This is a genomic window from Methanothermobacter sp. THM-1, assembly GCF_009914355.1.
Taxonomy (GTDB): domain Archaea; phylum Methanobacteriota; class Methanobacteria; order Methanobacteriales; family Methanothermobacteraceae; genus Methanothermobacter; species Methanothermobacter wolfei.
This window is the reverse complement of the sequence record NZ_CP044013.1, coordinates 1,615,142-1,627,708: the sequence shown is the minus strand read 5'-3', so window position 1 is coordinate 1,627,708 and position 12,567 is coordinate 1,615,142. Positions and strand designations below refer to the sequence as shown.

The window sequence follows — 12,567 nt, the reverse complement described above, 5'->3', positions numbered from 1 at the left end:
ACACCTTCAGGGGCTCCTGACCCTCTCTATGAATACATCATTGAGGGTGGTCTCCCTTGTATTCACGCTCCTTATGTTATCACCGATTCCATGGAGGACCCGTCCCGTCACATCTCCACATTCAAGGGACACCCTGAGGGTGTTACCATCGAGCTCAACGGATTTAACACCATCAATTCCCTCTATCATGCTGATATCTGCAGCCGATGGATCGGCAAGGACCACTTCAAGGACAGTGTTCCCCTTTATCTTTGATTTGAGTTCTGAGGGGGTTCCAATGTCAAGTATACGTCCCTGGTTGATTATGGCAACCCGGTCACAGAGGTACTCCGCCTCCTCCATGTAGTGGGTGCAGAGCAGAATGGTCTTTGAACCCTTGAGCTTCCTTACAAACTCCCTTATTGAATATGCCGTGGCAGGGTCCAGCCCCATGGTTGGTTCATCAAGGATGATGACAGGGGGGTCATGGATCAGGGCCCTTGCTATGCCTATCCTCTGACGCATACCCTTTGAGAAGGTGTTTATAGGGTCATATGCCCTTTCAGACATCCCTACAAGGTCAAGAAGTTCCCATATCCTTTCCTCAAGGACATCTCCCCGAACACCGTAGAGTTCACCGAAGTACCTTAAAAGGTCCCTGGCCCTGAAGCGCTCATAGAGGTTTGGCTCCTCTGGAAGGTAGCCTATCATGGATTTTACCCTAACAGGGTCCTCTGTAACATCATAACCCCCCACGAAGACCCTTCCAGAGTCAGGGTGGAGTATACCTGCTATTATACGTATTACCGTGGTCTTACCGGCACCGTTATGGCCTATGATGCCCAGGAGCTCCCCATCCCCCACATCAAAGCTTAAATTGTCCAGGGCCTTCACCCTTCCAAAACTTTTACTTAGAGATTCAACTTCTATCATTTTTCATCCCTGAGCTTTGAGGTAAACCCTATCATTGTAGATATGCAATCATCGATACTATAATATTCCTGGCTAACCCTTATTAATATGTGAATGATGGAGATGGTTACATGTTCCTATCAGAGCTCTTACCGGTTAAGGAGGCATTCAGGGTCATTGATGAGAATCAGGTCAGGATGGGAGTGGAGGAGATTGATCTTGATGACGCATATCACAGGGTCCTTGCAGAGGACATCATATCCCGCTTTGACTCACCCCCATTTGACAGGTCGGCCATGGACGGGTATGCTGTCAGGGCAGAGGACACCTTCGGTTCATCACCTGAAAACCCCATCACACTCAGGGTGGTTGACTCCATAGGTGCAGGCGATGTTTCAGGGGCTGAAACTGCCAGGGGTGAGGCTGTGAGGATAGCTACTGGTGCACCGATCCCTGAGGGTGCGGATGCGGTTGTGATGGAGGAGTACACGATTCTATCAGGCGATGAGATAAGGGTGATAAGGCCGGTTTCACCAGGAGAAAACATAGCACCCTGCGGCGAGGACATAGGTGCGGGAGAAAGGATACTTAAAGCTGGGACCCTGCTCAGACCCCCCGAGATCGCCCTGGCAGCATCCGCAGGGCACGGCAGGGTTAAGGTGTACAGGAAGCCATCGGTCAGGATCATAGTGACCGGAAATGAACTTGTGGATCCATCAGGGGACCTTGAACCTGGAAAAATACCTAACTCCAACAGGTACACGCTCAAGGCCCTGGTTGAAAGTGCAGGAGGCGTCCCGGACGTCTTACACTGCGGGGATGACCTTGAGGGGGTGAAGGATGAGATCAGGAGGGCTGCTGATGAGTATGATGCGGTGATAACAACCGGGGGCACGGCCATAAGTAAGGGTGACGTGGTTGTTGATGCGGTGAAGGACCTGGGGGAGGTGCTCTTTCATGGAGTTGCGGTGCGCCCTGGAAAACCCGTGGCATTCGGGATGGTGAATCATAAACCGGTGTTCATGCTTTCAGGGTACCCTGTGGCTGCAATGGTACAGTTCGATGTATTTGCAAGGTACTATCTTATGAGGATGCAGTACCCTGAGTACAGGTACAGGACCGTCAGGAGGACCTGCACAGGGAAGGTTGCATCGGCACCTGGAAGGACAGAGTACCTGAGGGCAAGGGCCACCGATGAAATGGTTGAACCCGTCAGGAGCAGAGGTTCAGGGATAATAAGGTCAATGGTGGAATCAAACGCATACATATTCCTAGATGAGAATAAGGAGGGGATTTCAGAGGGTGAAGAATGCGATGTGATCCTCTTCGATTCCATGATAATATAGTCGCACATCTTCATGGCCAGTCGGGAGCGTCGCTTCAGGGAATCTTTTTATATACCCGAATAAATAATCAAATATAAAAGGTGTTATTTAATGAACGCACTATGGTTCTATCTTATAGGATTCATTCTTATATGGACACTGGCAATTCTCTTCAGGGATAAACTGAAGATTGAAGTACAGGGACCCCTCTTAATGAGGAGAACAGGGAGGATGAGGGGATTCATTGATGACCTGGCATCAGGACACCCTAGATTCTGGCGCTGGACCATGAATGTAGGGATACCGGTGGCCTTCTTCTTCATGTTCTACATGCTCTACATGATCGTGATGTCACTCCAGAACATATTCGTCAGGCCCCAGGCGTCTCTCATCGTACCGGGGGTTGATATTCCAGGATCCCCAGTCTACGTGCCCCTGGGGTACGGTATCCTTGGACTTGCAACCGTCATAGTTGTCCATGAGTTTGCCCACGGCATACTCGCAAGGGTTGAGGGTGTCAGGATAAAATCGATAGGCCTCCTCTTACTTGCGGTACTACCCGGTGCATTCGTGGAACCAGATGAGGATGACATCAAGAAGGTCAGCCCGATATCAAAGCTGAGGATATATGCGGCTGGATCGGTGGCCAACCTGATACTTGCAGGTTTATGTTTCATGGTGTTCCTGGCCATTTCATCCTATGCGGTCCCGGCGGCCCTTGAAGCCGATGGTGTTCAGATAGACAGCGTTGTACCTGGAAGCCCTGCAAGTGAGGTCCTTAAACCGGGCCTTGTAATAAGGGAAATCAATGGTCTTCCTGCCAATAACCTCACAACCTACAGTGAGGCCCTTAAGACACTGAAGGTGGGGGAGGTTATTAATATAAGCACTGATCAGGGCGTAATTCAGCTTAAGACTGGCAGGCACCCCGATAACTCTACAAGGGCTTATATGGGTATTAGGACAAGCAACCATCTGAAGGTCAGGGAGAACGTGGCTTCTGTCCTTGGCAGCCTCCCCCTGGCACTCACCTACCTTGAGGAGCTGTTCTTCTGGGTGTTCTTCCTTAACTTTGCGGTGGGCACGGTGAACCTTCTTCCTGCAAAACCCCTTGACGGCGGCCTGATGTTTGAGGAACTCCTGAGGTTCCGTTTACCTGAAAGGGTGGTTAGGCCTGCTGTGAGCTACATATCCATATTTGTGATCCTTATAATCGCTGTCAGCATAATATGGGGGACGGGTAGGGGTTTGCTCATGATGTTCTGATCAGGCCTTACTGCAGCTGAAACACACATCATCGGTCCGGTCTGTCCTGTAAACTTTGCCGCAGACCGGGCACATGACTATTCTCATTTTCTCTTTATCCTTCTTTACGGGAGGTTCCAGGCACCGACACCTGATACCCACCATCTTTTTCTTTTCTTTCATCCTTCATTATTATGTGAACCCGGCTATTCATTTTTTTCCTGATCAGCAGCGTGAGATGAATCCTCTGGTTAACTTGATATATGGATGACACACCAGGGTACTGTATTAGAGGTGATCACTTGTATCCAGAAAGAATGATGAAATCTTGATATTATGGTGTATGCTGTGAACAGATTCAGGGAAAACCTTATTCTTATAAGAGACGGCACAGATCCACGGGAGATAAGGGATGAGTTTGTTAAGGTGGAGGGTATCCTCAGTGACGTATATGGTGCCATGATGAATGAAGAACCTTACCATGGACTTGAACACATCCATTTAAAGGTACTTGAAGCATCAGGGCTTTATCTTGAGAGCGTCAGGGAGTTAATGAAATTCTATGAGGACAATGACGATGATCACTTTATATACGCTGGCCTGAAAGCAAATTAGGCAGGCGAGATAGTTAATGAGGTGGTGGCCATGTTTCATCAAGCTGGATTACTCTAGTACATTCCATTTTTATCAAACACTATCCCTGACGTCTGAATGGTACTTGTCACCCTGCAGGTACCAGGGGGCCTGAGAATCCATACAGATGGGTTTAATCATTGATATCCGTAGTTCGTGAACTTAATTTATTTTTAGCTGCTATCAGGTAGGATATTTGATCAGATCGGGTCTAAAACAGGGATTTCCTGTCACCCCTATTGACCAATTCAAGCATATAAAATGAACTTTATTTTTAATAAAGCAATCTTTATATATTCATTCAATAAAACTTGAACTGTAATAAAATTTAATGGAGGTGAAAGGTATGAGAAAATCAGTGATTCCACTAATATTTCTGATGATACTCGTACTTGCAGGAGGTGTTTCAGCAGCCGACGGCTCCAACAGCACGGTAAATGACACCATTGCAGAGAATTCTTCAAACTACAACCTTCTGATACTCACCGGATCCACATCGAGTACAAGGGCAATAGTTGAGGGTTACAAACTTGCAAGGAATGATGGCTACAGATTCAACGTCTCACTCTTCACCAACGACGAACTTCTAAGGAACGATCCCCAGATCGATGCAGCAGCCATAGAGGCGGGTAGAAGGGCTGATGTAATCCTTATACAGATGATAAGTTCACCGAACACGGTTCAGAAGGTCAATGCAATCCTGAATGTTACGAATGCCACCAGAATAATAGCCATAGGAACAGGTAACACCTTCAAGGACTATCCAGGGATAGGGCCTGATAATGCAACCGTAAAGTACATGTGGGACCAGGGAGGACCCGAGAACTTCAAAAGGATGATGCTCCTACTTTTAAGGGATGCAGGGATGCAGTTAAGGACTGGAGAGAATACAACAGCCATCCCGGCAATAAAGTCCTTCGTCTACCACCCAGCATCAACAAGGCAGTTCACAACCTGGGATGATTATTATTCATGGTACGTCCAGAGCGGGCACTACAAGCCAGGGAAGCCATGGATAGGGATCCTCACCTTTGACACCTACTACCGTGGAAGCGACATGAGGATGCACATGGCGATAGTTGAAAGCCTTGAGAACAGGGGATACAATGTTATACTTGGATTCGCAGCTGACACCCCAACAAAGAGGAACATACTAGAGAATTTCTTTCTGGACGGTAACAGAACACCACGTATAAGCGGCCTCATAACCTGCATGGGCTTCAACCTCTACAATGGTGACCCTGTTAACTCAACAGCCATACTCAGGGAACTTGACGTGCCGGCCATCGCAGCAGTCTATGCATCAAACCTTAACGCATGGAATGAAAGCATAGCAGGTCTTTCATCAGAGGTCTACTGGCAGATTGCAATGCCTGAAATCGATGGGAGGATAGAGCCCATCCTCATAGGAGGAGGAGTTGAGGGTACTGACCCTGAAACCGGACTTAGATACACCTACTATGTTCCGTTACCCGACAGGATCGAAAGGCTCACAGAGAGGATTATAAACTGGATAAAACTCAGGGAACTTCCAAACTCAGAGAAGAAGATAGCCCTCCTTTACTATAACATTGGAGGAGGAAAGGACGGTATAAGTGCCAGCTACCTCAACGTGGTTGACAGTATAAGGGTGATCCTCAGGGCCATGAAGAACGCCGGGTACACGGTGGATGAAAAAACAAATGCAGAGATAATCAGCATAATGCTCGGACCAGGCCTCAATACGGGTTCATGGGCCCCTGGAGAACTTGCAAAGGTTGTAAGGGAGGGTGCGGTAACAGTACCGGTATCAGATTACCTTGAATGGTTCAGCACACTTCCCGAGTCACTCAGGAACCAGATAACATCCACCTGGGGTGAAGCACCGGGTAGTGTCATGGTATACAATGGCAGCATCGTCATTCCAGGGGTCATGATAGGGAACATATTCCTGGGACCCCAGCCGATGCGCGGCTTTGGTGAGGATGCAGCAGACCTGATACACTCAACGACCCTGCCACCGCATCACCAGTACCTTGCATTCTACATGTGGCTTCAGAGGAACTTCAATGCAGTCATACACCTCGGTACCCATGGGACCATGGAATGGCTCCCTGGCAAGTCTGTTGGACTTTCAGCCCTGGACTGGCCTGACGTCATGATAGGGAACCTTCCTAACATATACCCCTACATAGTAAATAACCCTGGTGAGGGTACCCAGGCAAAGAGAAGGGGCTACGCTGTCCTTATCAACCATAACATTCCACCCATGGTTGTGGGCGGACTCTACGGTGACCTATCAGAACTTCAGTACAGGATCAACCTTTACCATTCAGCCACCGATCCCCAGAGAAAACTGATACTCGCAGATGAGATAAGGAACCTCACGGTGAAGCTGGACCTGCACAGGGAGCTTAACCTGGATCTTAACACATCCTTTGAGGAGGCCCTGGACATAATCGAACACAGGCTCGATGAACTATCAGCAACCCTTATACCCTACGGTCTGCACGTCTTCGGGGAACCCCTGAGCGGTGAACTCCTTGATGCCATGGTTGAGGCAATAGTGAGCTTCGACCCCGAGTCAAGGAACAGCACAGAGTTCAGGGATGCGGTAAGGGCAAAGCTATCACAGGACTATGAGATCACGAACCTTCTCAGGGCACTTGAGGGGAGATTCGTTGAACCGGGAAGGGGCGCTGACCCAATAAGGATACCGGACCTTCTACCAACAGGTAAAAACTCATACTCCTTTGATCCAAGGCTTGCACCTGACAGTGCAGCATGGGCGATAGGTAAGAAGATGGCAGATGACCTCATTGCAGACTACCTTGCAAAGAACGGTCGTTACCCTGAATCCGTGGGGGTTGTTCTCTGGTCAATAGAGACCATGAGGACCAACGGTCAGACAATAGCCATGATACTCCGCCTTATCGGCGTTGAACCGGTATGGGATAAGTCAGGAAGGTTTACCGGGGTTAAGGTCACACCGCTGGAGGAGCTTGGAAGGCCAAGGATTGATGTCCTTGTAACCATCAGCGGACTCTTCAGGGACACCTTTGCCTACAGTATCGACAGGATGGATGAGGCTATAAGGCTTGTCATGAAACTGGATGAATCCCCTTCAATGAATTACCTCAGAAAACACTATCTCAGTGACCTTGCGAATTACACGCAGGGAGGCATGGGTTCACTTGCTGAGATACTGGCAGGTGCAAGGATCTTCGGTTCGGCCCCTGGAAGCTACGGTACAGGGATACCTGCAGTTGTTGAATCAACCTCAAAATGGAATGACCAGTCACAGCTTGTTGAAACCTACCTGAACCACATGGGCTTCATCTATGGTAAGGACATATACGCCATAGATGCAAAGGATGCCTTCAAGAGGCAGCTTGCAAAGGTCGATGCAACGGTACAGGTGAGGGACAGTGTCTACGGGGTCCTTGACAACGACGATGTCTACCAGTACCTGGGGGGACTTACAATGGCTGCAAGGGCAATGTCAGGGAAGAACGTTGCATCCTACATTGCAAACACGAGGTTCACACCAAGGATAGAGACCCTATCATCCTTCATTGCAGCCGAGCTCAGGACAAGGACCTACAATCCAAAATGGATCGAGGGCATGCTTAGCCAGGGATTCTCGGGGGCTCATCAGATATCCAAGGAGATAGGACACCTCTTCGGGTGGAGTGCAGTTGCGCCTGAACTTGTTGAAGACTGGATGTGGCAGAAGGTTGCAGAGACCTACATCTTTGATCCGGCGGTGAGGAGCAGGTTCATGAGTCTTCAGCCCTACTCCTATGCGTCTACCATTGCATGGCTCCTTGAGGCTAACCGTAGGGGGCTCTGGAGCACGGATTCGGCCACCATCCAGAGGCTTGCAGATGAGTACATCTCTGTCATCAACGAGTACGGTGTTGTGTGCTGCCACCATACCTGTGCAAACATGGTCTTCAACCAGTGGCTTGTGAAGTTATCCTCCCTTGATAGCGCGTCACTGAAGAAGTTCGCAGCAGCCATGGCAGCTGCCACAGGCAGATCCATTGATGTGCCGGGGTCTGGTGATTCCAGCCAGCCAGGGACTTCTGGTGAGGGTCAGGGTGCCGGTGAGACAGGAAGACCATCCCATGGATCTTCAGGTGGAGGTAGGAGTTCATCCAGCCCATCATCCAGTGCTTCATCTTCAGCCAGCACTGAAACGGCGGCTGATTCACAGCAGAATTCTGCAGGCGAATCCGGTAAGGCCTATGAGGTTGCTGCTTCAACCCAGAGTGCTTCATCAACCAGTCAGACACCCTTCTATGCCATACTTGGGGTGGTGGCCCTTGTATGTCTCCTTGGGGCCGGATACTTCTATCAGGGAAGAATTTAACCCCACCATTTCTTTTTTTATTTCCATGAAAAACACAGAATTTTAGGAATACCTAAATATTTATATGGGATGGGGACTCCAGTATAATTATGGTAATTTAGGATCACCTAAATGGGTGGTATAACTAAATCATGGTGGTTTAATGGAAACAACACTTGACAGAATCAATGAATCAGAAAGGGTTAGGGTAAGCTCCGTGGAACTCAGGGGACACATGAAACAGAGAATAATCCTTATGGGGATCACCGAGGGAGCTGACATCCTGGTTGAGAGGATAGCCCCTCTGGGTGACCCCATGAAGGTCAGGGTCAGGGGCCACCCATTCTCCCTCAGGAGGGCGGAGGCATCACAGATAAGGGTCAGGAGGATGAAGGATGCCCCTTAAGGTGGCACTTGCAGGAAACCCCAATGTCGGGAAGAGCACACTCTTCAACGGACTCACAGGCCTCAACCAGCACGTTGGAAACTGGCCAGGAAAAACCGTTGAGAAAAAGGAGGGCCTGTTCAGCTTCAGAGGCACTGAAATTGAACTCTTGGATCTTCCAGGAACCTACAGCCTCACGGCAGGGTCTCCTGAGGAGGAGGTGGTAGTGGATTACTTCCTTGAAGAGGAGCCGGACCTGGTGGTTAACGTTGTAGATGCATCCAACCTTGACAGGAACCTCTACCTGGCCCTTCAGGTCATGGAGTTCGGCCTGAACACCATCATCGCGGTTAACCTCAACAGGGAGGCAGAAAAGGAGGGATACAGGGTAAACCATGAAGGGCTTTCGGAGCTCCTGGGAGTGCCGGTGGTGCAAATTGAGGCAGTGGATCCTGAACAGGACCAGCTCCTTGAAACAGTTCTCAGACAGGCAGGAAAAAGACCAGAACCCGTCACCTATGAATTCATGAAGAGGGATGATGTCAGGGCCCTCATGGAACTTATAGGAGAAAAAATCAGGGGACCATCACCGGGATGGATCCTTATAAAGCTTCTTGAGGGCGATGAAAGGGTCGAGTCAATGCTTGACAGGGAAATACTTGATAAGTTTAAAAAAATCAGAAAGACCCTTGAGGATGAATATGGGGACACCGAGACGCTGGTGGCTGATGCAAGGTACGGGCTCATAGAGGCCCTTATTGAGGGCTCCGTTAAAAGACCGGCCCTTGACAGGGTTACAAGGTCAGAGATAATAGACAGGGTGGTGCTAAACAGGTACCTGGGGCTTCCGATCCTCCTTGGTGTGATGTGGCTCGTGTTTCAGCTGACCTTCACTGCCGGGGCCCCAATAGCCGAACTCATTGAAGGAGGATTCTCAGTCCTTGCAGAATCTGTATCGTCCTGGTCAGGGTCATCACTCCTTGCGGATGGCATAATCGGTGGTGTGGGTGCTGTGATGGTCTTCATACCCAACATATTCATCCTATTCTTCCTCCTTTCGTTCCTGGAGGATTCAGGGTACCTTGCAAGGGCGGCCTTTGTGATGGACAGGATAATGAATACGCTTGGCGGCCTGAGCGGACGTTCATTCATACCCATGATGCTGGGTTTCGGGTGCTGTGTCCCTGCAATCATGTCAACAAGGACCATAGACTCTGAGAGGGACAGGATACTAACCAGCCTTATAGTACCCTTCATGTCCTGCAGCGCCAGACTACCTGTCTATGTCCTGTTCACCGCAGCACTGTTCCCATTCATCTACAGAGGATGGGTGATCTTCTCCCTCTACATCCTGGGGATAGCTGTTGCGATAATATCAGCCAGGCTCCTTGGAGACAGGCTGCTTGGCGGTGAGAGGTCCCTGTTCCTCATGGAACTGCCACCCTACAGGATGCCCCGCCTCAGAACCCTCCTGATCCACACATGGATGAGGGGTGTTCAGTTCGTAAAGAAGGCAGGAACCGTGATTCTTGCAGGTTCACTAGTCATATGGTTCCTTTCAAACTATCCGGGATCAGGGGTGTCTGATTCATTCCTGGGGATGCTGGGGGCCTTCATCGCCCCCCTCTTCCAGCCCCTGGGCTTCGGGGAATGGCAGTCGGCGGTCGCCCTAATATTCGGCTTCGTTGCCAAGGAACTTGTAATAAGCACCTTCGGAACGGTTTATGGTGCAGGGAATATCCAGGCAGCCATCCAGGGAATTTTCACACCCCTTGAGGCGCTCTCATTCATGGTGTTCGTGCTTCTTTACACACCATGCATCGCAACCCTGGGGGTTATAAAGCAGGAGGCCGGGTCAAGGTGGGCCCTGTTCTCTTTAGCCTACTCCCTGGCCACAGCATGGGTGGTTTCATTCCTTGTCTACACGGCAGGCACACTGGTGGGCTTCTAGTAAAGAAAATAAAGCGGTCCCCCTGCAGTCCCAATGGATGAACCTGATCGTGCTAAAGTCCCTATGGAATCTACAGGAGGTGATAATATGCTCTCACGTGGAGGTATAAGGGGAGCAAGGAAACCCGGAAGATAGTTAGATTGTGAAGACCATTTCAAGGTTTTCCATCACATCAACCACAATCCGGTCGAATCCTTCAATGACTCCCACACCATCAATCAGCATATCCTGGACTATACCCCTTGCCATTAGATCTTCCTTCCTTGCAAATACACTGCCTGTCCCGGATATTTTCCTTATGGTGTGGGAGTAACTGTTTTTCTTCATGGCAGCATAGGCCCCGTTGGATATGAGGTATACATGGAGGTCTTCCTTTTCCCATATCCTTACCAGGTCAATGAAGGTCCTGAAGCCCAGTTCATAGGGGCTCTTTGTAACTATGAAGCCGACGGATCCCATCAGTAACCGCTCCAGCCAAGGGTCTCCATTAACTGCTGACCAAGGATTTTTTCCAGGCACTGGACCTTCTCCTGCATCCAGGGCTCCTTAAGCGGCTGGCAGCTGTCAAGTTCCTGTTCACCGTTAAGGAGTTTCATTGTAAAGGCCATGCAGGTCGACTCTCCGCATTCACCACAGTTGGTTCCTGGAAGACATTGGTGTAAGTCCATGGGCCCGATTTTATCAACGTCCCTTGCCCTTGCACCATCCTGATAGGCAAGGTAGGCCCTGTTTATCTTCTCCATGACCCTTTTTATTATTTCAAAGGCCTCCTCAACGTCATGGTTCTTGTTCATGCTGACCTTCCCTGAAGGGTAGAGGCTGATTAATCTATCATAGATTGTCAGGGTCAGGATGTTCTTCTTCTTCACATAGTTCACGGCCCCCGGCGGGTACATGTTTGCAAGGAGGGGTATGACCTTCCCGATTTCAGAGTCAAGCTCCATAAGGACCCTTATCTTCCCCTCACTTGCAATGCAGGGCTTCACCTGTTTCAGTGTAACCTCCCTGACAAGAGCACCATCAGGGATGATTTCCTTTTTGATCTCCTCCATCTCCAAGCTAACACCTCATATCTTCAGGATGGCGGTATCATCCTTTGCCATGAGTATTTCATATAGTTCTTCATCATCTATGATCTCCGCAGCCTCAACAAGATCCTCCTCCACCAGACCCCTCTCTTTAAGGGATTCCTCATGTACGAATATGCTTCCTTCAGGGAAGATGAGGTATGTGAGTTCCTCAACATTGGGGTATCCTATGCCCCCTGGCATCTGATGGGTCACTGCAGCGTAGACCCCGTCCTCTATGAGAAGTACGTCTGAGTCAAGGGAGTTGTTGAGACAGGCTATGGCGACGTAAAGACCGCTGAATGCATCTTCACATCCATAGGGTGCTCTGTCAATTATTATCAGCGCTGAATTCATGTTAACAGCCCAGTGTTATGACTTTATGGCTTTTCTTTATCCATTCTGCCAGTTCATACACGCTTTTTATCTGAACCCCCCTTATGTAGGGGTCTTCGGAACAGGTGTGGCCCCTTGCGGTTGAGCACCTTATACATGAAATGATCTCGGCTCCATCCTTTAGAAGGGTTCTGAAGCGTTCTGCGGTGTTGGGAAATGACTGCGGGGCCTGGTTACGCTTCGGGATGTGGGTGCCGTCCATGTAAAGGAATATCTTAACACCGTACCCCTTTCTGAGGGCGCTTTCAGCCATCTCATATGCTATGTCCGCATACTGGTGACGGTAGGGCCCCTCTGTTATGACAAGTGTGAGGATCTTTTTATCCATGGATCTATCTATG

The 12,567-nt window shown here is 49.5% G+C and carries 12 protein-coding genes; 6 read left to right on the top strand and 6 right to left on the bottom strand.

All coding sequences use genetic code 11. From position 1 onward, the window contains the following. Positions 1-6 precede the first annotated feature (6 nt). Complete coding sequence (locus tag FZP57_RS08650) at positions 7-912, bottom strand: ABC transporter ATP-binding protein (protein WP_074359593.1); 906 nt, start codon at positions 910-912, stop codon at positions 7-9. A 110-nt stretch (positions 913-1,022) separates the two neighbouring features. Between FZP57_RS08650 and glp the strand changes: the two genes are divergently transcribed. After that, positions 1,023-2,237, top strand: a complete 1,215-nt coding sequence (gene glp / locus FZP57_RS08645; protein WP_191216263.1) for a gephyrin-like molybdotransferase Glp — start codon at positions 1,023-1,025, stop codon at positions 2,235-2,237. A gap of 90 nt (positions 2,238-2,327) precedes the next feature. Then, on the top strand, positions 2,328-3,482 hold the full coding sequence (locus tag FZP57_RS08640; protein WP_074359591.1) for a site-2 protease family protein: 1,155 nt from the start codon (positions 2,328-2,330) through the stop codon (positions 3,480-3,482). On the opposite strand, the gene FZP57_RS08635 is transcribed toward FZP57_RS08640, so the two are convergent. Then, positions 3,483-3,644, bottom strand: a complete 162-nt coding sequence (locus FZP57_RS08635) for a hypothetical protein (RefSeq protein WP_191216262.1) — start codon at positions 3,642-3,644, stop codon at positions 3,483-3,485. It abuts the gene before it with no gap. Between the two features lie 165 nt (positions 3,645-3,809). Between FZP57_RS08635 and FZP57_RS08630 the strand changes: the two genes are divergently transcribed. From FZP57_RS08630 to feoB, 4 genes are all read left to right on the top strand, one after another. Then, the gene (locus FZP57_RS08630; protein WP_191216261.1) at positions 3,810-4,076 is read left to right on the top strand and encodes a hypothetical protein; all 267 of its coding nucleotides are present in this window, start codon (positions 3,810-3,812) and stop codon (positions 4,074-4,076) included. A 364-nt stretch (positions 4,077-4,440) separates the two neighbouring features. Further along, entirely contained in the window at positions 4,441-8,448 is a 4,008-nt protein-coding gene (locus tag FZP57_RS08625; protein WP_191216260.1) for a cobaltochelatase subunit CobN, read from the top strand. Between the two features lie 142 nt (positions 8,449-8,590). After that, the gene (locus FZP57_RS08620; protein ID WP_074359588.1) at positions 8,591-8,833 is read left to right on the top strand and encodes a FeoA domain-containing protein; all 243 of its coding nucleotides are present in this window, start codon (positions 8,591-8,593) and stop codon (positions 8,831-8,833) included. After that, a complete protein-coding gene (feoB, locus tag FZP57_RS08615; RefSeq protein ID WP_191216259.1) occupies positions 8,823-10,763 on the top strand; it encodes a ferrous iron transport protein B in 1,941 nt (646 codons plus the stop codon). Before FZP57_RS08620 ends, feoB begins: the two co-directional genes overlap by 11 nt. A gap of 135 nt (positions 10,764-10,898) precedes the next feature. On the opposite strand, the gene tusB is transcribed toward feoB, so the two are convergent. Genes tusB through FZP57_RS08595 form a run of 4 tightly spaced genes read right to left on the bottom strand, consistent with a single transcriptional unit; the run spans position 10,899 to position 12,554 of the window. Next, positions 10,899-11,222 (bottom strand): sulfurtransferase complex subunit TusB, encoded by a 324-nt coding sequence (tusB, locus tag FZP57_RS08610; RefSeq protein ID WP_191216258.1) that lies wholly within the window; start codon positions 11,220-11,222, stop codon positions 10,899-10,901. Next, the gene (locus FZP57_RS08605) at positions 11,222-11,815 is read right to left on the bottom strand and encodes a (Fe-S)-binding protein (RefSeq protein WP_238338027.1); all 594 of its coding nucleotides are present in this window, start codon (positions 11,813-11,815) and stop codon (positions 11,222-11,224) included. Before FZP57_RS08605 ends, tusB begins: the two co-directional genes overlap by 1 nt. 15 nt (positions 11,816-11,830) lie before the next feature. After that, entirely contained in the window at positions 11,831-12,187 is a 357-nt protein-coding gene (locus FZP57_RS08600; RefSeq protein ID WP_191216256.1) for a DsrE family protein, read from the bottom strand. Between the two features lies 1 nt (position 12,188). Beyond that, the gene (locus tag FZP57_RS08595) at positions 12,189-12,554 is read right to left on the bottom strand and encodes a DsrE/DsrF/TusD sulfur relay family protein (RefSeq protein ID WP_191216255.1); all 366 of its coding nucleotides are present in this window, start codon (positions 12,552-12,554) and stop codon (positions 12,189-12,191) included. Positions 12,555-12,567 lie beyond the last annotated feature (13 nt).